The 22482-nt window shown below is 73.1% G+C and carries 15 protein-coding genes and 2 pseudogenes; 5 read left to right on the top strand and 12 right to left on the bottom strand.

Annotation, left to right across the window (positions count from 1 at the left end; all coding sequences use genetic code 11):
- Positions 1-215 precede the first annotated feature (215 nt).
- Positions 216-2147 carry an acyl-CoA dehydrogenase family protein gene (locus ACL02U_RS08230; RefSeq protein ID WP_412790000.1) on the bottom strand — a complete coding sequence of 644 codons (1932 nt, stop codon included), beginning with the start codon at positions 2145-2147 and terminating at the stop codon, positions 216-218.
- A gap of 143 nt (positions 2148-2290) precedes the next feature.
- On the opposite strand from ACL02U_RS08230, the gene ACL02U_RS08225 reads away from it, so the two are divergent.
- A complete protein-coding gene (locus ACL02U_RS08225) occupies positions 2291-2815 on the top strand; it encodes an NUDIX hydrolase (protein ID WP_412789999.1) in 525 nt (174 codons plus the stop codon).
- A gap of 112 nt (positions 2816-2927) precedes the next feature.
- Here ACL02U_RS08225 and ACL02U_RS08220 read toward each other — a convergent pair whose 3' ends face one another.
- The 3 genes from ACL02U_RS08220 to ACL02U_RS08210 all read right to left on the bottom strand — a co-directional run bounded on the left by ACL02U_RS08220 (position 2928) and on the right by ACL02U_RS08210 (position 9022).
- On the bottom strand, positions 2928-4388 hold the full coding sequence (locus tag ACL02U_RS08220) for an aldehyde dehydrogenase family protein (RefSeq protein ID WP_412789998.1): 1461 nt from the start codon (positions 4386-4388) through the stop codon (positions 2928-2930).
- Positions 4389-4621: 233 nt separating this feature from the next.
- Positions 4622-6274, bottom strand: coding sequence for a PucR family transcriptional regulator (locus tag ACL02U_RS08215; protein WP_412789997.1), 1653 nt, complete (start codon positions 6272-6274; stop codon positions 4622-4624).
- 288 nt (positions 6275-6562) lie between these two features.
- Positions 6563-9022 carry an ATP/GTP-binding protein gene (locus ACL02U_RS08210; RefSeq protein ID WP_412789996.1) on the bottom strand — a complete coding sequence of 820 codons (2460 nt, stop codon included), beginning with the start codon at positions 9020-9022 and terminating at the stop codon, positions 6563-6565.
- Positions 9023-9246: 224 nt separating this feature from the next.
- Between ACL02U_RS08210 and gabT the strand changes: the two genes are divergently transcribed.
- From gabT to ACL02U_RS08195, 3 genes and pseudogenes are all read left to right on the top strand, one after another.
- Positions 9247-10581 carry a 4-aminobutyrate--2-oxoglutarate transaminase gene (gene gabT / locus ACL02U_RS08205; protein ID WP_412789995.1) on the top strand — a complete coding sequence of 445 codons (1335 nt, stop codon included), beginning with the start codon at positions 9247-9249 and terminating at the stop codon, positions 10579-10581.
- 128 nt (positions 10582-10709) lie between these two features.
- Positions 10710-10932, top strand: a pseudogene (locus tag ACL02U_RS08200) (phosphoesterase); the annotation flags it as partial.
- 239 nt (positions 10933-11171) lie between these two features.
- Positions 11172-11897 (top strand): phosphatase PAP2 family protein, encoded by a 726-nt coding sequence (locus tag ACL02U_RS08195; protein WP_412789994.1) that lies wholly within the window; start codon positions 11172-11174, stop codon positions 11895-11897.
- Here the strand turns inward: ACL02U_RS08195 and ACL02U_RS08190 are convergent.
- The 8 genes and pseudogenes from ACL02U_RS08190 to ACL02U_RS08155 all read right to left on the bottom strand — a co-directional run bounded on the left by ACL02U_RS08190 (position 11836) and on the right by ACL02U_RS08155 (position 21577).
- Complete coding sequence (locus tag ACL02U_RS08190) at positions 11836-13641, bottom strand: chitinase (RefSeq protein ID WP_412789993.1); 1806 nt, start codon at positions 13639-13641, stop codon at positions 11836-11838. The genes ACL02U_RS08195 and ACL02U_RS08190 overlap by 62 nt on opposite strands.
- A gap of 114 nt (positions 13642-13755) precedes the next feature.
- Positions 13756-14232, bottom strand: coding sequence for a hypothetical protein (locus ACL02U_RS08185; RefSeq protein ID WP_412789992.1), 477 nt, complete (start codon positions 14230-14232; stop codon positions 13756-13758).
- A 164-nt stretch (positions 14233-14396) separates the two neighbouring features.
- Positions 14397-15815: an NAD(P)/FAD-dependent oxidoreductase gene (locus tag ACL02U_RS08180; protein WP_412789991.1), complete on the bottom strand. Its 1419-nt coding sequence runs from the start codon at positions 15813-15815 to the stop codon at positions 14397-14399.
- A 12-nt stretch (positions 15816-15827) separates the two neighbouring features.
- Positions 15828-16637, bottom strand: coding sequence for an ABC transporter permease (locus tag ACL02U_RS08175; protein WP_412789990.1), 810 nt, complete (start codon positions 16635-16637; stop codon positions 15828-15830).
- Positions 16638-17567, bottom strand: coding sequence for an ABC transporter permease (locus ACL02U_RS08170; RefSeq protein ID WP_412789989.1), 930 nt, complete (start codon positions 17565-17567; stop codon positions 16638-16640).
- Positions 17567-18706 (bottom strand): ABC transporter ATP-binding protein, encoded by a 1140-nt coding sequence (locus ACL02U_RS08165; protein WP_412789988.1) that lies wholly within the window; start codon positions 18704-18706, stop codon positions 17567-17569. Before ACL02U_RS08165 ends, ACL02U_RS08170 begins: the two co-directional genes overlap by 1 nt.
- Positions 18707-18711: 5 nt before the next feature.
- Positions 18712-19959, bottom strand: coding sequence for a spermidine/putrescine ABC transporter substrate-binding protein (locus tag ACL02U_RS08160; RefSeq protein ID WP_412789987.1), 1248 nt, complete (start codon positions 19957-19959; stop codon positions 18712-18714).
- A gap of 54 nt (positions 19960-20013) precedes the next feature.
- Positions 20014-21577 (bottom strand): annotated as a pseudogene (locus tag ACL02U_RS08155) (gamma-aminobutyraldehyde dehydrogenase).
- 212 nt (positions 21578-21789) lie between these two features.
- On the opposite strand from ACL02U_RS08155, the gene ACL02U_RS08150 reads away from it, so the two are divergent.
- A complete protein-coding gene (locus tag ACL02U_RS08150; protein ID WP_412789986.1) occupies positions 21790-22416 on the top strand; it encodes an NADAR family protein in 627 nt (208 codons plus the stop codon).
- Positions 22417-22482 lie beyond the last annotated feature (66 nt).

Genomic DNA, 22482 nt, shown 5'->3' with positions numbered 1-22482 from the left:
ACCGGGTGTACCGGGTTGCCGGAACGATCCGCTCCGCGGCGAGTGCACCGGCGCCGCGAGGCCTGCGCGGGCGCCGGTGCGCGGGGTGTCCTCGGGCGCCCCGAGCGGCCGCCGGCCCCCGGGGCGTCCTCGGGCCCCTGTGCGGGCGGCCGCCGGCACTCGGGTGTCCTCTCGGCCGGCTGCGCGCGGGTCCCGCGGCCCGCGGCCGGCAGGGGTCACCGGATCGGGCGGTGGACGTTCTCCTTCCCGCTGGGGCCGGGCGTGGCGTCGGCGATCCAGGGGCCGTCGTCCGACGGGTCGACGACGCCCTGTTCCAGCCACTCGTGGGTGCCGGCGAGGACGCCGTCGACGACCTTGCGGTCCAGGTCGTCGGTGTTGGTCCACAGGCGGTCGAACAGTTCGTCGACGCGGATGCGGGCCTGGCGGCAGAAGGCGTCGGCGAGCTGGTAGGCGGCGGGGCCGTGCTCGCCGCGGCGGCGGAGGTGCTCGGCGCGGACGCAGGCGGCGCTCATCGCGAACAGTTCGGCGCCGATGTCGACGACGCGGCCGAGGAAGCCCTGCTTGGTCTCCATGCGGCCCTGCCAGCGGGACATGGCGTAGAAGGTGGAGCGGGCCAGTTTGCGGGCGTGCCGTTCGACGTAGCGCAGGTGGCCGGAGAGGTCGGCGTCGTGCTTGAACTCGGCGTAGGACGACGGCAGCTGGCCGGGTCCGGCGACGAGTTTCGGCAGCCAGCGGGCGTAGAAGGCGCCGGCGTTCGCGCCCGCCCTCGCCTTGTCGGAGAGGGACTTCTCGGGGTCGATGAGGTCGCCCGCCACCGACAGGTGGGCGTCGACGGCCTCCCGGGCGATGAGCAGGTGCATGATCTCGGTGGAGCCCTCGAAGATGCGGTTGATGCGCAGGTCGCGCAGCAGTTGCTCGGCGGGGACGCCGCGCTCGCCGCGGGCCCGCAGCGACGCGGCGGTCTCGAAGCCGCGTCCGCCGCGGATCTGGACGAGCTCGTCGGCCATCAGCCATGCCATCTCCGAGCCGTAGAGCTTGGCGAGGGCGGCCTCGATGCGGATGTCGTTGCGGTCCTCGTCGGCCATCTGGGAGGACAGGTCGACGACGGCCTCCAGGGCGAAGGTGGTCGCGGCGATGAAACTGATCTTGGAGCCGACGGCCTCGTGCCGGGCGACCGGCTTGCCCCACTGCTCGCGCACGGCGGACCACTCGCGAGCGATCTTCAGGCACCATTTGCCGGAGCCGACGCACATCGCGGGCAGCGAGAGGCGGCCGGTGTTGAGGGTGGTCAGGGCGATCCTCAGGCCCTGGCCCTCCTCGCCGACGCGGTGCGCGGCGGGCACCCGGACCCGGTGGAAGCGGGTGACGCCGTTCTCGATGCCGCGCAGGCCCATGAAGGCGTTGCGGTTCTCGACGGTGATGCCCTCGGACGCGGCCTCGACGACGAACGCGGTGATGCCGCCGCGGTGGCCCTCCGACTTCGGGACGCGGGCCATCACGACCAGCAGGTCGGCGACGACGCCGTTGGTGGTCCACAGCTTGACGCCGTCCAGGACGTAGTCGTCGCCGTCCGGGACGGCGGTGGTGGCGAGCCGCGCCGGGTCGGAGCCGACGTCCGGCTCGGTGAGCAGGAAGGCGGAGATGTCGGTGCGGGCGCAGCGCGGCAGGAACGCGTCCTTCTGCTCCTGCGTGCCGAACTGCTTCAGCGGCTGCGGGACCCCGATGGACTGGTGGGCGCTGAGCAGCGCGCCGATCGCCGGGCTGGCCGTGCCGGCCAGGGCGAGGGCCTTGTTGTAGTAGACCTGCGTCAGGCCGAGGCCGCCGTACTTCGTGTCGATCTTCATGCCGAGCGCGCCGAGTTCCTTCAGCCCGCTCACCGTCTCGTCGGGGATGCGGGCCTCGCGTTCGATGCGGGCCGAGTCGACCTGCGTCTCGCAGAAGTCGCGCAGCTTGGCGAGGAACTCCTCGCCGCGCTGGACGTCCTCGTCGGCCGGGACCGGGTGGGGGTGGAGGAGGTCGAGCCGGAACCGGCCCAGGAACAGTTCCTTGGCGAAGCTCGGCTTTCGCCAGTCCTGTTCCCGGGCCGCCTCCGCCACTCGACGGGCTTCGCGCTCGGTGACGGTTGGTTTACTGGATGGAGCGGACATGAGGCTCACCTCGCCGCGAATCGGGATCTTGGGCTGTTTTGCCTACCGACGGGTGCTACTCGATCGTATGTACCCGATCCGGGGCGCGGTCACCAGTCCGCGCGCGGCCGTTCGGCCGATGTCCGCGTGTAGTGTGCGGTGCCATGACCGCCACACGTCCCGCCGAGCGGGCCCCCGTCCCGCGGCGCACCTCCCGGCTTCTCGTCCTGGACCACCGGAACCGGCTGCTGCTGCTGTGCGGGCGCGATCCGCGCGCCGAGGGGGCCCGCTGGTGGTTCACGGTGGGCGGGGAGGTGGAGGCCGGGGAGGACTTCACCGCGGCCGCGCTGCGCGAGATGCGGGAGGAGACCGGGCTCGAGCTGGGGGCTTCGCGGCTCGGCCCGCCGGTGTGGACCCGGAACGCGCTGTTCAGCGTCGACGGCGTCCGCTTCGACCAGTACGAGGAGTACCGCCCCGCCCGCGTCACCTCCGCCGAGGCCGCCCGCATGCGCATCGACACCCGGGAGGCCCGCTACGGGCACGCATGGTGGTCGGTGGACCGGCTGGCCGGCACCGGGGAGGCGGTACGGCCGAAGGGCATGGCGGGGCTGCTGCCGGCGGTGTACGCGGGCGGTCCGGGCGGCGTGGTCCATCTCGGCGACGTGGACGAGGACCGCACTGACGGGTGAGAGGCCCCCGCGGCGGGGCGACCGGGACGGCGGCACCGGGACGGCGGCACCGGGACGGCGACGGCCGAGCCCCCGCACAGCGGGCTCGGCCGTCCCCGTCCGGGTCGCAAGGTCAGAGGGCGAGGCCGGTCAGGACCATCACCCGCTCGTAGGTGTAGTCGTCCATCGCGAACCGCACGCCCTCGCGGCCCACGCCGGACTGCTTGGCGCCGCCGTACGGCATCTGGTCGGCACGGTAGGAGGGCACGTCGCCGATCACCACGCCGCCGACCTCCAGGGCGCGGTGGGCGCGGAAGGCGGCCTGCAGGTCGTGGGTGAACACCCCTGCCTGGAGGCCGTACCTGGAGTCGTTGACGGCGGCGAACGCCTCGTCCTCGCCGTCGACCCGCTGCACGGTGAGGACCGGTCCGAAGACCTCCTCGCAGGCGAGGGTGACGCCGGCCGGCACGTCGGTGAGGACGGTCGGGGCGTAGGAGGCACCGTCGCGCTTGCCGCCGGTGAGCAGGGCGGCACCGGCCTCGACGGCCTCGTCGACCCAGGCCTCGACGCGGCGCGCGGCGTCCTCGCTGACCAGCGGGCCGACGTCGGTCGCGTCCTCGCTCGGATCGCCGGTGACCTGGGCCTCCACGGCGGCGACGATGCGCGGCAGGAGCCGGTCGTACAGCGAGGCGTCGGCGATGACGCGCTGCACGGAGATGCAGGACTGCCCGCCCTGGTAGTTGGAGAAGGCGGCGATGCGCTGCGCGGCCCGGTCCAGGTCGGCGTCGGCGGCCCAGTCCCCGAGGACGACGGCGGCGCCGTTGCCGCCGAGTTCCAGGGTGCAGTGCTTGCGCGGCACCGAGTCCATGATCGCGTACCCGACCTTCTCGGAACCGGTGAAGGAGATCACCGGCAGCCGCTCGTCCTGGACGAGGGCGGGCATGCGGTCGTTGGAGACCGGCAGGACGGACCAGGTCCCGGCGGGCAGTTCGGTCTCGGCGAGCAGTTCGCCGATCACCAGGCCGGACAGCGGGGTGGCCGGCGCGGGCTTGAGGATGATCGGCGCACCGGCCGCGATCGCGGGCGCCACCTTGTGGGCGCAGAGGTTCAGGGGGAAGTTGAACGGCGCGATGCCGAGCACGACGCCCTTGGGGAAGCGGCGGGTGAAGGCGAGGCGCCCCTGACCGCCCGGGTCGGTGTCCAGCCGCTGGGCCTCGCCGCCGTTGAAGCGTCGGGCCTCCTCGGCCGCGAAGCGGAACACCGAGACCGCGCGGCCGACCTCGCCGCGGGCCCACTTCATCGGCTTGCCGTTCTCGGCGGAGATCAGCCGCGCGATCTCCTCGGTGCGCTCCACCAGACGCCGGCTGACGTGGTCGAGCGCGGCGGCGCGGACGTGGGCCGGGGTGGCGGCGAGTTCGTCCCGTACCGCGTACGCGGCGGCCACCGCCTCCTCGACCTGCGCGTCGGTCGGGACGCTGACCCTGCCGACGAGCCGGCCGTCCCACGGGGAGGTGACGTCGAAGGCGTCCTCGCCGGTGGCCTGGCGGCCGGCCAGCCAGAAGGCGTGGGTGGCGGCAACGGTGTTCTCTGGCATCTGCGAGTCCCGGCCTTTCCGCGTTCGGAGGTGTTGCTGTGCTGTCCCGGACCACGGTAGGGCGGAGGGCCGACGGTGGCGTTTGTCCGGCACGTAGCAGTCAGGCGCCGCGGCGCGCCTGTTTGGACTACTCGGCCTGGAACAGCCGGCGCCCCGCCCCTGCGCCCCGGGCCGCGCCGCTCCACCGACGGCGCGGCAGGCGGGAATCTTCCCCCCTCAGGGGGAAGGGGATGTCAATCGGCGGAGGTCGCCTTCAGCGCCATCCACAGCTCCATCCGCACGTCCGGATCGTCCAGCGAACGCCCCAGGATCTCCTCCACCCGCCGCATCCGGTAGCGCAGGGTGTGCCGGTGGACGCCCAGATCGGCGGCGGCCGCGTCCCACTGCCCGTGCCGGGACAGCCAGGCCCGCAGGGAGGCGACCAGGTCGCCGCGCCCGGTGGCATCGTGCTCGTACAGCGGCCGCAGCAGGCTGTCCGCGAACGCGCGGACGGCGTCGTCGGCGAGCAGCGGCAGCACCGATCCGGCCGCCAACCGCTCGTGTTCCACGCACACCCGGCCACGCCGCCGCGCCACCGACAGCGCCTGTTCGGCCTGCTTGTACGCGGCGGCGGCCGCGATCGGCCCGGACGGCGCGGACAGGCCGACCGCCAGCCCGCTCTCCTCCCCGCCGGCGGCCTGCCTCCGGCGCTCGCCGGGGCGGGCGGCCTCCAGGGCCGCCGCGTGGTCGGTGCAGGCGGCCACCGCGGCGCCCCCGTCGACGGCCAGCACCACCAGCCGCTCGCCGTCGGGTACGACGAGCACCGACTCCCCCGCCCGGGCGGCCGCCGCCTCCGCGGTCTCCGCGAGCGCGGCGAGCGGATCGTCGCCGGTTTCGGCGTCCGCGGACGGCTGCTCCTTGGCGGCGGTACGGGACTCGGCGGGCGCCCGCGCACCGGCCGCCGATGAGGCTTCGGCGACGATCACCCGGAACGGCGCGTCCAGCAGCCCGCCGTACAGGTCGCCCGCGACCGCGCGGGCGTGGTCGGGCTGACCGGCGAGGAGCATCCGCAGCACCGCGGCGCCGAGGCGCTGCTCCGCGGCGTGCAGTGAGCGGGAGCGTTCGGTGGTGAGGGTGAGCAGGGCGATGGCCGAGTGCACGGCGTACCGTTCGGCGGTGCCGAGGGCGGCGGCGGTACCGACGGCGAGCGCGGCCCGCGGGCGGCGCCCGGTGCCGAGGGAGTGCAGCTCGATCCGGTCCTCGTGGTCGGGGCCGCCGGCCACCGCGGACGCGGGCGCGGGGCGCTCCCGCAGCCGTTCCACGTCCGGGGTGAGCCGGGCCGCGCGGCGCCCCGCCCATTCGGGCGCGGTGGCGACGACCGCCCCGGAGGCGTCGTAGAGCGCCGCCCAGCCGTCGACCTGCGCGGCGAGCGCGGCGAGCAGCCCCTCGGGGCCGGCGTTCAGGGCCTGCCTGGTCAACTCCCGCTGCGCGGCGAACCCCGCGGTGACGGACCGGTACTGGTCGGCCGCGATGGCGGCGGACACGGCCTTGCTGATGGCCAGGAAGGGGGTGGGGCGAGGCACCTCCAGCAGCGGCAGGCCTTCCTCGGCGGCGGCTTCCACCAGGGCCTGCGGGATCTCCTCGTAGTTGACGCCGACGGCGAAGCCCAGTCCGACGACGCCGGCCGCGGCCAGCCGGTGCACGTACCGGCGCATCGCCTCGGGGCTTTCCGCGTCCAGTTTCAGCGCGGTGATCAGCAGCAGTTCGCCGCCCTCCATGTAGGGGACGGGGTCGGCGAGCTCGCTCGCGTGCACCCAGCGGACGGGCACGTCCAGGCGGTCCGCACCGGCGCGCACGGTCAGTCTGAGCGCGGAGTGGTGGACGAGCGAGGCGAGAGTGGGAGGCATCGGGCCTTCAGATCGACGGCGTCGCCCGGGCGACGGTTCCAGGTCTGCGCGGAGCCGGTGATCCTCCGGTCCCGGCGGTCCCGCGACCGCGAGCCGGGGGACCGGGCGGCCCAGGGGATCACGTGGTCCCAGGGATCGCGTGGTCCCAGGGATCGCGTGGTCCCGGGGATCGCGTGGTCCCGGGCGCCGACGGTCCCGGGGATCAGTTGGCCGCCGTGGAGCAACGGCCTACCCCGATTGTGCCTCACCGTCCGGTCCCTCCGCTCCCCCCTCGGCCGGCGGGCCGCGTCACCCCCTCAGGTCGACCAGGGACGGCGGCGCGTGCTCGCCCTGCACGGTGGTCAGCGACAGCACCGCGTGCCCGGGCGGCACCTCGTGCGCCAGCTCGGAGGCGGACCACCTCTCCCGCTCCACCTGGCGGACGGTCACGCCCTCCGTGGTCACCGCCTTGCCGGTGACCAGCTTGCGCAGGGCGTGCAGGGCGCGGGCCATGGGCTGGTCGGCGAAGACGGTGTACTGGGAACGGTCCTCCGTCTCCACCCACTCGGTGCCCCAGGCCTGTGCGAACCGGCCGCCGTCCCAGGTGGTGACCCCGGACAGGGCCATCCGGCAGCCCACCGCCCCGTACAGCGGGCCGTGCAGGGCCTCGGGGAGATCGCCGACGGAGCGCAGCGCGAGCACCACGCCCGCGTTCCCCGAGCGCAGACCCTGGATGCGGCGCACCGACCCGGGGGTCACCGCGCCGGTGGCGTCGTCCAGGACCAGGCAGGCGAAGTGGCTGCGGCCGCGCTCCCGGGCGGCGGCGGTGAACAGGGTGAGCACCAGTCGGGCGAGCAGCCGGGCCGCTTCCTCGTGGCCGTGTTCCGGCAGGTCGATGCGGACGCGCAGCGGGTGGTGGGCGACCGAGCGCAGCGAGAACGGCCGGATGGTGTCGCCGCCGGAGCCGAGGAACCCGGCGAAGGCCGGCCGGTCCAGCAGTGCTAGCCGGTCGGCGAGCACCGGTCCGGGATCGCCGGGGGTGCCGGCGAGTCGGACCCGGGCGTCGAGTTCGCGGCGCAGTACGGCGTGGTCCCGGCCGGTCAGCGCGGTGCGCAGGTCCGTCAGGGCTTCCGGGTCGCCCTCCAGCAGCTTCCGCAGCACGGGCAGGGTGGGGAAGGCGCCGTGCACCGCACGGTACGGGCCCAGGAGTTGGGCCAGAGCGGTCGCGGCCCGCGGGGTGCTCCCGCCGTCGAGGTCCCCGGCGAGCGCCTCGGCGAGCAGGGCGGCGGCCTCGTCGGGGTCGTCGGTTCCGGCGTAGGGGTCGAGGTCGTGCGGGGAGGCGGGGTCGCCGATGCGGATGACGACGTCGAAGGCACCGTCGGGACCGAGCGGCGCCCCGGCCGCGCCGACGGCGACGACGGCGCACTGCCCGGTGAGCGCGCGCAGGGCGAGGGACTCCACGATCGGGGCGACGACGCGGCGGGTCTTGCCCGAACCGGCCGGGCCGACGAGCAGGAGGGAGGTGCCGAGGGTCTCCGGTTCGAGGGCGGCGCCGGCACCCGTGTACGCGTGCGGGGTGCGGTCGCCGGGCACCCAGCGCCCGATGCGGACCTGGCCGGCGAGCAGATCGTGGCGGGCGGTGCGTGCGGGGAGGTCGCGCGCGCCGGAGGGGTGGGTGAGCGCGGCGGCGCCCTGCCGCAGCACGGTGTCGGTGAACTCGGCCAGGCGGCCCTCGGCGCGGGCCCGGGCACCGGCGTGGCTCAGGCGGGCGCAGTCGACGTCGTTCATCCGTCCGGCGAGCAGTTCGGCGGTGAGCAGGTCGGCCGCCCGGTGCTGTCCGGCCTCGCGCAGGGCGGGCCAGTGGACGGGGGGCGGGGCGTCCGGCGCGGCGGGTCGGCGGCCGCCCTCGGTCCGGCGGGTGGCGCGCCAGCGGCCTGCGCAGCCCCGCCAGTCGCCCACCCGGGCGAAGGGCCAGACGACGAGGAGGGCGACGACCGTGTACAGGCCGTAGACGTACAGCGGGTCCTGGATCAGGCCGTAGCCGTCGGAGAAGATGACGGTGAGGCTGAGCAGACCGTCGACGATCGGCACGGGGGCCCAGAAGGACCCGGGGACGGCACCGGGGAAGACGAGCGCCAACGAGAGCAGAGCGAACACGCCGGCGAGCCCGGCCCTGCGCGGCTGCGGCTTGCCCTCGAACCAGAACCGGACGGCCTTGCCCCAGCTGCCGAGGCGTGCCATGCCCCCGAAGATCACTAGGAAGGCGGCATCCCGGTAGGCACTCAGGGCATACACCCCCCACTTGCCGTCCTGGGGCGACTTCGGTGACATCGAGGGCTGCCACCACCAGTCGTCCGGGGTGATCAGGCGGAGCGGAGCCCACTGGTAGGGGATGGCAGCCTGTCGCCACAGCGCCCAGAGGATCATCCCCGCGATGGCCGGAATGACGATGCCGGCGACGGTGGCGGCATCCAGGCGGCGGCGCTGCCCCTCCTGCCGGGGCGGACGGTAGCCCAGCCGCCAGATGCCGGGCCGGGCCTGGGGCCGCGGCTCGTTCAGCCATTCGGCGGCGGCCGACCGGGTGCTCTGCTCCGGTGCGTGCACCGGACGCGGCGGCACCGCCGGGGCGTCCGGCGGCCTGGGCGGCACCGCGGGGGTGCCCGGCGGCCGCGCCGGACGCGGTACCGGGTTCGCTCGGGTGCCGCGCGCCTCGTACGTCCCGTCGGCGTCCATCGCCCCTGCCCCCTGACCAGCCGTTCCGTCCACCATCAGCGAGTCAATCTAACGCCCCCGCAAGGGCAGTTCACCGATTACGCGCCCGATGACGCGCCGCTGCCGCCGGAGCCGCCCCGCGACCGGACGGCCACCGCTATGTCCACCACGGACAAGCCGCCTGGTCGAAGACGCCCACATGGAGCATGCCCACCCTTCCTTCCCCGCCCTAGCCTGCGAGAAAAGAAGGCAAGTATCCGCAAAACCCCCAGGAGCCCCGCATGACCGCAGTTCCGCAGGAGCGCCGCGTCGTCACCGCCATCCCCGGCCCCAAGTCGCAGGAGTTGCAGGCCCGCCGTACCGCCGCGGTCGCGCAGGGCGTGGGGTCGGTGCTGCCCGTGTTCACCGCGCGTGCGGGCGGCGGAATCATCGAGGACGTCGACGGCAACCGTCTGATCGACTTCGGCTCGGGTATCGCGGTGACGTCGGTGGGGGCGTCCGCCGAGGCCGTGGTGCGCCGGGCGAGCGCCCAGCTCCAGGACTTCACCCACACCTGCTTCATGGTGACGCCGTACGAGGGCTACGTCGCCGTCGCCGAGGCGCTGGCCGAGCTGACCCCTGGCGACCATGCCAAGAAGTCGGCGCTGTTCAACAGCGGCGCCGAGGCCGTCGAGAACGCCGTCAAGATCGCTCGCGCGTACACCAAGCGGCAGGCGGTCGTGGTGTTCGAGCACGGCTACCACGGCCGTACGAACCTCACGATGGCCCTGACGTCGAAGAACATGCCGTACAAGCACGGCTTCGGCCCGTTCGCCCCCGAGGTGTACCGGGTGCCGGTCGCCTACGGCTACCGCTGGCCGACCGGCCCGCAGAACGCGGGGCCGGAGGCGGCCAGGACGGCCATCGACCAGATCGCCAAGCAGGTCGGCGCGGAGAACGTGGCCGCGATCGTCATCGAGCCGCTGCTCGGCGAGGGAGGCTTCATCGAGCCGGCGAAGGGCTTCCTGCCGGCGCTGCGCCAGTTCGCGTCCGACAACGGCATCGTCTTCGTCGCCGACGAGATCCAGTCCGGCTTCTGCCGCACCGGCCAGTGGTTCGCCTGCGAGGACGAGGGCATCGTCCCCGACCTGATCACCACGGCCAAGGGCATCGCCGGCGGTCTGCCGCTCGCCGCGGTCACCGGCCGCGCCGAGATCATGGACGCCGCGCACGCGGGCGGCCTGGGCGGCACCTACGGCGGCAACCCGGTCGCCTGCGCCGGCGCGCTGGGGGCGATCGAGACGATGAGGGAACTCGACCTCAACGCACGCGCCAAGGCGATCGAGGCGACCATGAAGTCCCGGCTGTCCGCGATGCAGGACAAGTTCGACGTCATCGGCGAGGTCCGCGGCCGCGGTGCGATGATCGCCATCGAACTGGTCAAGGACCGTGCGACGAAGGAGCCGCACCCGGAGGCGACCGCGGCACTGGCCAAGGCCTGCCACCAGGAGGGGCTGCTGGTGCTGACCTGCGGCACCTACGGCAACGTGCTGCGGTTCCTGCCGCCGCTGGTCATCGGCGAGGAGCTGCTCGACGAGGGCCTGGACATCATCGAGCAGGCGTTCGCCCGCATCTGAGCACTCCACCGCACATCGCACAGGTCGGGACCGATGGGCGCAGAGCGTGTGAAGAAGGTGTGCGAGGTGGATGACAGCAGCCGGTTCCGCCTGTCGGAGCCGCACGCCCTGCCGTAGGTTCTACGCGGATGAGAGATACCCACTGTCCTCGGGTGACCGGGGACGGTGATGCCGGGCCGGGGCCTCCCCAGCTTCGACCTGGTCGTGCCCTGGCGCACACCACCGGGGCCTGACGGTTCCGGATCTCCTCACCGATCGGACGGTCGCCCGCCCCAAACCCCCCGGGGCGCGCGGCGATCCGGTCCGGACGGCCGTCCCGGAGCCATCCCCCCCGTTCCGGGGCGGCCGGCCTCCTTCTCCCTCCCGGCGGTTCCCCCTTCCCGGGATCGCTCCCTCCCAGCGGTCCCTGCCGGCGCCTCCTCGGGTGCGGCCGGCAGTGGCATGCTCCGTGCCGGTGCCGCGCGTGAGCGGAGCCGAGCGACCGGCACGGGGCATCCGGTGCGGCCACCCGAGGTGCGGCCCCGCCCGGGCCACCCGGGGTGCGGCCCCGGTCGAGGGCCGCGGGCGCACGGCCTGACAGGCTGTACCCCATGCCGCTCTCCCCCGATCCCGCCCGGCACCGGCACGGCGCGGGCCGCGCCCCGGACCCCGGGCGGGCGGGTCCGGGCACCTTTCCGTCCCTGCTGCTCGCCTCCGCCGCCGTGCTGTTCGCCCTGGTCACCTGGCAGGTGGTCGCGGGCGGACCGCTGGTCGGGGCGGACGAGGCCGCCAGCCGCGCGCTGCTCCACCCGGACCGGTTCTCCGAACTGCTGTCCGGTCTGGGCGACGCGCAGGTCGCCGTGCCGGTGCTGCTCGCGGCCGCGGTGTGTGCCGGGGTCCGGCGGCGGGCGGCGGGCGAGGCGCGCTGGTGGCTGCCGCCGCTGGGTGCGGCGGCGGCGATGGCGCTGGTGCCCGTGCTGGTGGTGCCGCTGAAGGAGTGGACCGGCCGGCCCGGCACCCCGGCGGTGCCGCCGGCGGTGGGGTACTACCCCTCCGGGCACACCGCCACCGCGGTCGTCGCCTACGGTGCGGCGACACTGCTGCTGCATCCCCTGCTCGCCTCGGCGGTCGCCCGCCGGCTGCTCGTCGCCTGCTGCGCCGTCCTGGTGCTGGGGGTGTCGTACGGGCTGGTGCGCCGGGGCTACCACTGGCCGCTGGACGTGGTGGCGAGCTGGTGTCTGGGGATCCTGCTGCTGGGACCGGGGTGGCCGGGGCTCAGCCGAAGTAGTCGTCGAAGGTGTGCTGGAACTCCCGGTTCCCGTAGCGGTCCCAGTTGATCGACCAGGTCATCAGGCCCCGCAGCCCCGGCCAGGTGCCGTGGGTGGCGTAGCCGCCGCAGTCGCTGCCCCGGGTCAGGCAGTCCAGAGCCGTGGTGACCTCGGACGGGGAGACCCAGCCGTTGCCCGCGTTGGTCGAGGCGGGCATGCCGATGGCGACCTGGTCCGGGCGCAGCGGCGGGAAGGCCTCGTCGGGGTCGCCGGCGACGGGGAATCCGGTCAGGAGCATGTCCGTCATGGCGATGTGGAAGTCCGCGCCGCCCATCGAGTGGTACTGACCGTCCAGGCCCATGATCGGGCCGGAGTTGTAGTCCTGGACGTGCAGCAGGGTCAGGGCGTCGCGCAGGGCGTAGATGACCGGCAGGTAGGCGCCGCAGCGCGGGTCCTGGCCGCCCCACTGGCCGGTGCCGTAGTACTGGTAGCCCATCTGGACGAAGAACGTCTCCGGCGCCATCGTCAGCACGAAGTCGTCGCCGTAGCGCGCCTTCAGGGACTTCAGGGCCGAGACGAGGTTCACGATCACCGGTGTCGTGGGGTGCCGGAAGTCGGTGTCGTCGGCGTCCAGGGAGAGCGAGTGGCCCTCGAAGTCGATGTCCAGGCCGTCCAGGCCGTACTCGTCGATGATCTTCGAGACGGAGGCGACGAAGGCGTCCCGGGCGGCGGCGGTGGTCAGCCGTACCTGGCCGTTCTGGCCGCCGATGGAGATCAGCACCTTCTTCCCGGCCGCCTGCTTGGCCCTGATGGCCGCCTTGAAGTCGGCGTCGCTCTCGGCGTTCGGGCAGTCCGCGACCGGGCAGCGGGTGAAGCGGATGTCGCCGGAGGTGGCGGAGGTCGGTTCGCCGAAGGCGAGGTCGATGACGTCCCAGCTGTCGGGGACGTCGGCCATGCGGGTGTAGCCGGAGCCGTTGGCGAAGCTGGAGTGGAGGTAGCCGACCAGGGCGTGGGGCGGGAGGCCTGGGGTGCCGCCGCCGGTTCCGGAGGTCGTGGTCGCCGTGACCGCGGCCGACTTCGGGGACTCGCCGGCCCGGTTCACCGCGGTGACCCGGAAGGTGTACGCGGTGTCGGGCGACAGCCCGGTCACGGTGGCCGAGGGGCTGCTCACCGTCCGGTCCTTCGCCCCGTCGCGGTAGACGGCGTAGCCGGTGGCGCCGGCCACCGCGGGCCAGGAGAGGGCGACGCTCGACGAGGTGACGGTGCCGACCGGCGGTGCCTCCGGCGCGGCGGGCGGCTGTTCGGTGCCGCCCGCCGGTCCGGTCAGGGAGACGTCGTCGGCGTGGTAGGCGCCGGTGCCGTACCAGCCGTGCAGGTAGAGGGTGACCTCTGTGGTGGACGGGCCGGTGCGGAATCCGGTCGTCAACTGCTGCCAGTCGGGGGCCGACTGGGTCCAGGTGGAGACGTCGGTGGTGCCGGTGCCGTCGGCGCCCAGGTAGACGTAGGAGCCGCGGACCCAGCCGGACAGGGTGTAGGAGGAGTCCGGCTGCACTGCCACGGTCTGCGTGCAGCGGGCGTTGTCGCTGCCGGCGGGGGTCGCCTGCAGCGCCGAGGTGCCGGTGCGCACCGGAGTGGTGACCGTCGTGCCGCTGTCCGCCGTGCAGGACCAGTTGTCGAGGCCCGCCTCGAAGCCGCCGTTGCGGACGAGGTCGGCGTCGGCTGCACGGGCGGCCGACGGGAGTGCGGTCATACCGGTCGCGGCGAGCGCCGCGGCCGTGAGCAGGGCGGCCAGGCGGGGTCTGGAGCGGTCCACAAGTACCTCCGGGCATGGGGGAGTTCGGGAGGGTGGAGCGCAGCCAATTTGGTCCAGACCAATCTTCTTGTCAAGGCCTCCCGCGGCGGGGCCGCCGCCGCGGCCCGGCATCGATCAGTACGCGTCCCCCTCCCCTCTCCCGCCCTCCGGATCCGAGGCGAGGCCCGCCGCAGCCTCGTGCATCGCCAGTTCCAGCAGCGCCGGATCGGTGAGGGCGCCCGAGCCGTCCGGGGGGACGAGCCAGCGGACGCCGCCCGCCGAGCGGCCCGGGTACGGCACGACGATCCAGGTGCCCGCCCCGGCAGTGCGGATACCGGTGCCCAGCCAGCGGGCGGCGGTGCCGGGCGGCACCAGGAACCCCATGCGGTGGTCGCCGGCGTCGACCAGCACCGGCCCCGGCCGGTCGAGGATGCGGGTCAGCACGTCGAGGGTGGGGTACCCGAGTGCACCCGGCAGGATCAGCACGTCCCAGGCCCTGCCGGCGGGCAGCAGCGCGACCCCGAGGGGGCTGCGCTCCCATTCCCAGCGGCAGGCCTCGGGATCCGGCGCGACGGATGCCAGCCACTCGACCGCCGTCTTGCTCCCGGCCATGCGAGGACCTCGCTCTCTCTCCTGGTTCGCTCCTGGACGCGGTCGCGTCGGAGGGGGAGAGCGAGGTCCGCCGCCCGCATTACGCGGGTTTCCGGAACCTTTGCCACGCGGGTTTCCGGAACCTTTCCGGTCCGCACCGGGGCGTGCCCGGCGCCGGCACCGCGTCAGCTGTCGAAGCCGAGGCCCAGCCGGTCCATCGTCCGCAGCCACAGGTTGCGGTGCCCGCCCCGCGCGTCCGCCCTGGCCAGGGACCACTTCGTCAGCGCGATACCGGTCCAGGCGAAGGGCTCGGGAGGGAACGGCAGCGGCTTGGTGCGCACCATCCGCAGCGAGGTGCGCTCGGTGGTCTCACCGGCCAGCAGGTCCAGCATCACCTCCGCGCCGAACCGGGTCGCACCCACGCCCAGGCCGGTGTAGCCCGCCGCGTACGCGACCCGGCCCCGGTGCGCGGTGCCGAAGAACGGCGAGAAGCGCGTGCAGGTGTCGATCGCACCGCCCCAGGCGTGCGAGAAGCGGACGCCCTCCAACTGCGGGAAGCAGGTGAAGAAGTGCTCGGCGAGCCTGGCGTACGTCTCCGGGCGCTCGTCGTACTCGGCGCGCACCCGGCCGCCGAAGGGGTAGACCGCGTCGTAGCCGCCCCACAGGATGCGGTTGTCGGCGGTGAGCCGGAAGTAGTGGAACTGGTTGGCCGAGTCGCCGAGTCCCTGCCGGTTCCGCCAGCCGATCGACGCCAGCCGGTCCGCGCTCAGCGGCTCCGTCATCAGGGCGTAGTCGTACACCGGGACGGTGTACGGCCGCGCCCTGCGCACCAGACTCGGGAAGACGTTCGTGCCGAGTGCGACCCGGCGGGCCCGGACCCGGCCGTAGGGGGTGCGTACGGCCATGCCGGCGCCGTGCGGCACCAGGTCGAGCGCGGGCGTGTGCTCGTACACGCGGACACCCAGGGCGAGGCAGGCCCGTTTCAGCCCCCAGGCCAGCCTGGCCGGGTTGAGCATCGCCACCCCCCGGCGGTCGTACAGGCCCGCCAGGAAGGTCGGCGAGTCGACCTGCCCGCGCACGGCGTCGGCGTCGAGGAAGTCGATGCCGTCCGCCAGACCCCTGTCGCGCAGCTCCCGGTGCCAGTCCCGCAGCTCCTGCGCCTGGTAGGGCTCGGTCGCGACGTCGATCTCGCCGGTGCGCTCGAAGTCGCAGTCGATCGAGTGGCGGGCGACCGCGGCCTCGATGGCGTCGAGGTTGCGGGCGCCCAGCTCCTCGAGGCGGTGGATCTCGTCCGGCCAGCGGGCGAGGCCGTTCGGCAGCCCGTGGGTGAGGGAGGCGGCGCAGAAGCCGCCGTTGCGGCCGGAGGCGGCCCAGCCCGCCTCGCGGCCCTCCAGCAGGACCACGTCCCGCCGCGGGTCGCGCTCCTTGGCGAGGAGCGCGGTCCACAGTCCGCTGTAGCCGCCGCCGACGACCAGCAGGTCGCAGGTCTCGGCCGCGGTGAGCGCGGGTTCCGGCCGGGGCCTGCCCGGGTCGTCCAGCCAGTACGCGGCCGGCCGGGCGTCGGCGAGCGAGGCGGTCCAACGGCTCATGGCGCTCGGGGCCATGATGTCAACTCCCTACGGGGTCTGTGCCTTCTGCTTGGAACGGCGGTTGCCCATGACCATGGAGGCCAGGACGAACAGCACGGCGACCAGGAACATGGCCGTGCCGATGACGTTGATCTGGACGGGGGTGCCGCGCTGCGCCGAACCCCACACGTACATGGGGAAGGTGACGGTCGAGCCGGCGTTGAAGTTGGTGATGATGAAGTCGTCGAAGGAGAGCGCGAAGGCGAGCAGCGCACCCGCCGCGATGCCGGGCGCCGCGATGGGCAGGGTCACCCGCAGGAACGTCTGCACCGGTCCCGCGTACAGGTCCTGCGCGGCCTGCTCCAGGCGCGGGTCCATCGACATCACGCGGGCCTTGACCGCGGTGACGACGAAGCTCAGGCAGAACATGATGTGGGCGATCAGGATCGTCCAGAAGCCGAGCTTCGCGCCCATGTTGAGGAACAGGGTGAGCAGCGAGGCGGCCATGACCACCTCGGGCATCGCCATCGGCAGGAAGATCAGCGAGTTGATGACGGGGCGGGCCCGGAAGCGGTAGCGGACCAGCGCGAAGGCGATCATCGTGCCGAGGACGGTGGCGCCGAGGGTGGCGTACACCGCGACCTGGAGGCTGACGGACAGCGAGTCGCACATGCCGGCGACGCCGCAGGGGTCCTTCCAGGCGTCCGTGGAGAACTGCTGCCACTGGTAGTTGAAGCGGCTCTTCGGCTTGTTGAACGAAAACACCGTCACGACGACGTTCGGCAGCAGCAGGTAGGCCAGCGTGCCGAGGCCCGCGATGACGACCAGGTGGCGCTTGAACCAGTTGACGAAGGGCATTTAGACCAGATCCTCCGTCCCGGACCGGCGGATGTAGAAGGTGACCATGAAGAGGATCGCGGCCATCAGGATGAAGGAGAGGGCGGCGGCCGTCGGGTAGTCCAGGACGCGCAGGAACTCCGTCTGGATGACGTTGCCGATCATGCGGGTGTGCGTGGAGCCGAGCAGTTCGGAGTTGACGTAGTCGCCGGCCGCGGGGATGAACGTCAGCAGCGTGCCGGAGACCACACCGGGCATCGACAGCGGGAAGGTGACCCGGCGGAAGGTGGTGGAGGGGCGGGCGTACAGGTCGCCCGCCGCCTCGTGCAGCCGCCCGTCGATGCGCTCCAGCGAGGTGTACAGCGGAAGGATCATGAACGGCAGGAAGTTGTACGTCAGGCCGCACACCACCGCCAGCGGCGTGGCCAGCACCCGGTCGCCGGAGGTCCAGCCGAGCCAGCTGGTGACGTCCAGCACGTGCAGGGTGTTCAGGGCGCCGACGACCGGGCCGCCGTCGGCCAGGATCGTCTTCCAGGCCAGGGTGCGGATCAGGAAGCTGGTGAAGAACGGTGCGATCACCAGGATCATGATCAGGTTCCGCCAGCGCCCCGCGCGGAACGCGATCAGGTAGGCCAGCGGGTAGCCGAGCAGCAGGCACAGGCCGGTCGCGGCGGCCGCGTAGACCACCGAGCGCACGAACTGCGGCCAGTAGTCGCCGAGGGCGTTCCAGTAGGTCGCGAAGTGCCAGGTGACCTTGTAGCCCTCCTCCAGGGAGCCCGTCTGCACGGACGTGGAGGCCTGGTAGACCAGGGGCAGGGCGAAGAAGACGAGCAGCCAGAGGATGCCCGGCAGCAGCAGCCAGTACGGGGTGAGGCGGCCCCGTCTGCGCGGCGCCCTCTCCTCGGGGGCGGACGGCGCGAGCGGTGGCGGCGCCTCGGTGACGGTGGCCATCAGGCGGCCTCCCCGGTACCGGCGTCGGCGCCCTGGGCCGCGTCCAGGCAGAAGGTGTGGGCCGGGCTCCAGTGCAGGACGACCTCGGCACCCGGAACCAGCCGGGCGTCCCGTTCGACGTTCTGGACGTAGACCTCGAACCCGGGGCAGACGGGGCTGTCGACCACGTACTGCGTGGACACGCCGATGAAGCTGGAGTCGGCGATCCGGCCGGTGACGCGGTTGCGGCCCTCGGGGACGGACCCGGCGTCGTCGGCGTGGGTCAGCGAGACCTTCTCCGGACGGACCCCGAGCAGCACCTTGCCGCCGGCCGCGGTCGGCGCGGAGCAGCGCGCCGCGGGGACGACGAGCTTGCCGCCGCCCGCCCTGATCACCAGGTCGTCGCCGCTGACGGTGTCGATCTCCGCCTCGACCAGGTTCGAGGTGCCGAGGAAGTTCGCCACGAAGGTGGTCCTCGGGTTCTCGTACAGGTCGGCGGGCGAGCCGAGCTGCTCCACCCGTCCGGCGTTCATCACGGCGACCGAGTCGGCCATCGTCATGGCCTCCTCCTGGTCGTGGGTGACGTGGATGAACGTGATGCCGACCTCGGTCTGGATCCGTTTCAGCTCCAGCTGCATCTGCCGGCGCAGTTTCAGGTCGAGGGCGCCGAGGGGCTCGTCGAGGAGCAGCACCCGGGGGTGGTTGATCAGCGCCCTGGCCACGGCGACGCGCTGCTGCTGGCCGCCGGAGAGCTGGTGGGGCTTCTTGCGGGCCTGCTCCCCGAGCTGGACCAGGTCCAGCATGTCCTCGACCTGCTTCTTCACGCTCTTGATGCCGCGCCTGCGCAGACCGAAGGCGACGTTCTCGTGGACGTCGAGGTGCGGGAAGAGGGCGTAGGACTGGAAGACCGTGTTGACCGGCCGTTTGTACGGTGGGAGGGCCGTGACGTCCTGGTCGCCCAGCGCCACGGTGCCGGAGGTGGGCTCCTCCAGTCCTGCGATCATGCGCAGGGTGGTGGTCTTGCCGCACCCGGAGGCGCCGAGCAGCGCGAAGAAGGAGCCCTGCGGCACGGTCAGGTCGAGCGGGTGGACGGCGGTGAAGGAGCCGTACGTCTTGCTGATCCCGGAGAGGCGGACGTCGCCGCCGTTGTCTGTCGTCATCGTCGTCACGCCCCAGTGAGCTTCGCGAACTTTTCTTCGTAGGCCGTCTCTTCCTTCTGGCTCAGCGAGCGGAAGGCATGGGACTTGGCCTGCATGGCCTGGTCGGGGATGATCAGCGGGTTCTTCGCCGCGTCCTCGTCGATCTTCGCCAGCTCGGCCTGCACGCCGTCCACCGGACAGACGTAGTTGATGTAGGCCGCGAGCTCGGCGGCCGCCCGGGGCTCGTAGTAGTAGTCGATGAGCCGTTCGGCGTTGGTCTTGTGCCGCGCCTTGTTGGGCACCAGCAGGTTGTCGCTGGAGGACATGTAGCCGCTGTCCGGGATGACGAAGTCGATGTCCGGGCTGTCCGCCTGGAGCTGCACCACGTCGCCCGCCCAGGCGAGGCAGGCCGCCAGGTCGCCCTTGGTGAGGTCGGAGGTGTAGTCGTTGCCGGTGAAGCGCCGGATCTGGCCGCTGTCGACGCCCTTCTGCATCCGGGCGATGGCCGCGTCGAAGTCGTCGTCGGTGAACTTCCCGGGGTCCTTGCCCATGTCCAGCAGGGTCATCCCGACGCTGTCGCGCAGCTCGGTGAGGAAGCCGACCTTGCCCTTGAGCTTGGGGTTGTCGAGCAGGTCGGAGACCGACCGCACCTCGACCCCGTCGAGCGCCCGCTTGTTGAAGGCGATCACCGTCGCGATGCCCTGCCAGGGGTAGGAGTACGCCCGGCCCGGGTCCCAGTCCGGGGTGCGGAACTGGGGCGAGAGGTTGGCGTAGGCGTGCGGCAGGTTGGACGGGTCGAGTTTCTGGACCCATCCCAGGCGGATCAGCCGGGCGGCGAGCCAGTCGGTGAGGACCATCAGGTCGCGGCCGGTGTCCTGGCCCGCGGCGAGCTGCGGCTTGATCTTGCCGAAGAACTCGCTGTTGTCGTTGATGTCCTCGGTGTACTTGACCTTGATACCGGACCGCCGGGTGAAGGCGTCCAGCGTCGGATGGTGCTTGCCGCTGTCGTCGACGTCCATGTACTCGGTCCAGTTGGAGAAGTTGACGACCTTCTCCCCGGCCGAGTGGTCCTGGGCGGAGGTGCCGCCCCCGGTCTTGCCCGCCGCGGGGATCCCGCAGGCGCTGAGCGCCCCGAGACCGCCCACCGCCAGCGCGCCGCCGGCGGAGGCGCGCAGCAGCGAACGGCGGGTGAAGGCCGCCCGGCCGTTGCGGAAACTGCGCCGCACGGCGGCCACTTGGGCCGGGGTCAGGCGGTCGGGCTCGTACTGCTCCATGCGCGTGGTGCCCTTTCGGGAGGATTCGGCCGCGGTCGGGCGGCCCGGTCGTCGCTATCGGTCCCCGAAGACGGTGCGGTGCCAGTCCTTCGCGGCGACCGCGGTGTTGTCGTACATGACGTGCTTGATCTGCGTGTACTCCTCGAAGGAGTAGGCGGACATGTCCTTGCCGAAGCCGGAGGCCCGGTAGCCGCCGTGCGGCATCTCGCTGATGATCGGGATGTGGTCGTTGATCCAGACGCATCCGGCCCGGATGTCGCGGGTGGCGCGGCCCGCCCGGTACACGTTCCGGGTCCACGCCGAGGCGGCCAGCCCGTACGGCGTGTCGTTGGCGAGCCGGATGCCCTCGTCGTCGGTGTCGAAGGGCAGCACGGCGAGGACCGGGCCGAAGATCTCGGCCTGGACGATCTCGCTGTCCTGGGGGGCGTCGGCGATCAGGGTGGGCCGGTAGTAGGCGCCCTTCGCCAGTTCGCCCCCGGGGGCCTCGCCGCCGGTGACCACGCGGGCGTAGGCCCGCGCCCGGTCGACGAAGCCGGTCGCGCTGGGCGTGCGAGATCAGCGGGCCGAGGTCGGTGCCGGGGGCGAACGGGTCGCCGAGGCGGACGGACTCCATCAGCGCCGCGGTCCGCTCCACGAACGCCTCGTAGAGCGGCCGCTGCACGTAGGCGCGGGTGGCCGCGGTGCAGTCCTGCCCGGTGTTGATGAGGGAGCCGGCGACCGCGCCCCGCACGGCGGCGTCGAGGTCGGCGTCGTCGAAGACGACGAAGGGGGCCTTTCCGCCGAGCTCCAGGTGCAGCCGCTTGACGGTGGCGGTGGCGATCTCCGCGACGCGCCGGCCGACGGCGGTGGAACCGGTGAAGGAGGTCATCGCCACGTCCGGGTGGCCCACCAGGTGCTCGCCGGCCTCCTTGCCGGTGCCGTTGACGATGTTGACGACGCCGTCGGGCAGGCCGGCAGCGGTCGCGGCCTCGGCGAACAGCAGTGAGGTGAACGGGGTGAGCTCGGCGGGCTTGAGCACCACGGTGTTGCCCGCGGCGATCGCCGGGAGGATCTTCCAGGCGGCCATCTGCAGCGGGTAGTTCCACGGCGCGATGGAGCCGACGACGCCGATGGGCTCGCGGCGGACGTAGGAGGTGTGGTCGCCGGAGTACTCGCCGGCCGACTGGCCCTGCAGGTGCCGTGCGGCGCCGGCGAAGAAGGCGGCGTTGTCCACGGTGCCGGGGACGTCGAACTCGCGGCTGAGCTTCAGCGGCTTGCCGCACTGCAGGGACTCGGCGCGGGCCAGCTCCTCGGCGCGGTCGGCGAGGACGGCGGAGAAGCGGTGCAGCGCCTCGGAGCGCTCGCCCGGGGTGGCGCCCGCCCAGTCCGGGTAGGCGGCACGGGCTGCCGCGACCGCGGCGTCCACGTCCTCGCGACCGGCCGGCCGGTAGCTGTGCACCACCTCGCCGGTGGCCGGGTCGACGACCGCATGGGTGCGGCCGGACGTACCCTCGGTCAGACGGCCCGCGAGGTACTGCGCGCCGTCCGCGAAACGTTCCTGCGCCGGGAATCCGGGGGCTCGGTCCGCTCGGCCCGAGAGGGCCGGACCGGCCGGGGTGTCGGTGCCCGCGTCCTGCATGTCGCTCTCCTCCGCCGTCGCCCCGCTCTCCGCGGGGGCGGCTGGCGTAGCTCCAGCTCGATTTGAGTGCCGATCCTGACAGAGGTAATGCGGTGCAACAAGGGATTCCGTTGTTGCCTTTTGGTTACGCGACGAAATCTGTCGACCAGGGTGTCGAGTGCCCCGGCAAAAGGCAGGACGGTGTGTCCGTGGTGCGTGCCAGACTCGGCTGCATGAGCGAGCAGGTGGGGGAGCGTTCGGAGGGCGGCGTGCGCCGGAGCACGGCAGGCAGGGGGCCCGGGGGCCGGATCGGCTCCCGGCAGGCGCTCGTCGAGCAGGTCAGCGCGGGGGCGAGGATCAAGTACCTGTTCTTCTGGGGGCACCGGCCGCGCACGGACGGCCGGGTGGGTCCGGGCTGCCTGAGCCAGTGGTGGCCGTCGCCGTTCACCGTGGAGGGCGTCCGGTACGCCACCGCGGAGCACTGGATGATGGCCGGCAAGGCGCGGCTGTTCGGGGACGGGGCGGCGGAGCAGCGGATCCTGGCCGCGCGGCACCCGGCCGAGGCCAAGAACGCGGGACGACTGGTGCGCGGCTTCGACGAGTCGCGGTGGGCGCGGGAGCGCTTCCGGATCGTGGTCGAGGGAAGCGTCCACAAGTTCACCGCCCACCCCGATCTGCGGGAGTTCCTGCTGGCCACGGGAGAGCGGGTGCTGGTGGAGGCGAGCCCGGTGGACCGGATCTGGGGCATCGGGCTGGCCGCGGACGACGAGGCCGCGAGCGATCCGGCGCGCTGGCGGGGCCCGAACCTGCTGGGCTTCGCCCTCATGGCGGCCCGCGAGGAGCTGCGGGCGGGGCGGTGAACCGCCGGACGGGGCGGTGAAGCGGGGCGCGCTGCCTTCCGGGTGCGGGCCGCGAGGGCGCCCGGC

This window comes from Streptomyces sp. MS06 (assembly GCF_047200655.1).
GTDB lineage: Bacteria > Actinomycetota > Actinomycetes > Streptomycetales > Streptomycetaceae > Streptomyces.
This window is presented reverse-complemented; position numbering and strand designations above follow the sequence as displayed.

Excerpts from the sequence above, each read along its gene's own strand:
- ACL02U_RS08230 (WP_412790000.1), bottom strand. The coding sequence starts at position 2,147 with ATGTCCGCTCCATCCAGTAAACCAACCGTCACCGAGCGCGAAGCCCGT.
- ACL02U_RS08225 (WP_412789999.1), top strand. The coding sequence starts at position 2,291 with ATGACCGCCACACGTCCCGCCGAGCGGGCCCCCGTCCCGCGGCGCACC.
- ACL02U_RS08220 (WP_412789998.1), bottom strand. The coding sequence starts at position 4,388 with ATGCCAGAGAACACCGTTGCCGCCACCCACGCCTTCTGGCTGGCCGGC.
- ACL02U_RS08215 (WP_412789997.1), bottom strand. The coding sequence starts at position 6,274 with ATGCCTCCCACTCTCGCCTCGCTCGTCCACCACTCCGCGCTCAGACTG.
- ACL02U_RS08210 (WP_412789996.1), bottom strand. The coding sequence starts at position 9,022 with ATGGTGGACGGAACGGCTGGTCAGGGGGCAGGGGCGATGGACGCCGAC.
- gabT (WP_412789995.1), top strand. The coding sequence starts at position 9,247 with ATGACCGCAGTTCCGCAGGAGCGCCGCGTCGTCACCGCCATCCCCGGC.
- ACL02U_RS08195 (WP_412789994.1), top strand. The coding sequence starts at position 11,172 with ATGCCGCTCTCCCCCGATCCCGCCCGGCACCGGCACGGCGCGGGCCGC.
- ACL02U_RS08185 (WP_412789992.1), bottom strand. The coding sequence starts at position 14,232 with ATGGCCGGGAGCAAGACGGCGGTCGAGTGGCTGGCATCCGTCGCGCCG.
- ACL02U_RS08180 (WP_412789991.1), bottom strand. The coding sequence starts at position 15,815 with ATGGCCCCGAGCGCCATGAGCCGTTGGACCGCCTCGCTCGCCGACGCC.
- ACL02U_RS08175 (WP_412789990.1), bottom strand. The coding sequence starts at position 16,637 with ATGCCCTTCGTCAACTGGTTCAAGCGCCACCTGGTCGTCATCGCGGGC.
- ACL02U_RS08170 (WP_412789989.1), bottom strand. The coding sequence starts at position 17,567 with ATGGCCACCGTCACCGAGGCGCCGCCACCGCTCGCGCCGTCCGCCCCC.
- ACL02U_RS08165 (WP_412789988.1), bottom strand. The coding sequence starts at position 18,706 with ATGACGACAGACAACGGCGGCGACGTCCGCCTCTCCGGGATCAGCAAG.
- ACL02U_RS08160 (WP_412789987.1), bottom strand. The coding sequence starts at position 19,959 with ATGGAGCAGTACGAGCCCGACCGCCTGACCCCGGCCCAAGTGGCCGCC.
- ACL02U_RS08150 (WP_412789986.1), top strand. The coding sequence starts at position 21,790 with ATGAGCGAGCAGGTGGGGGAGCGTTCGGAGGGCGGCGTGCGCCGGAGC.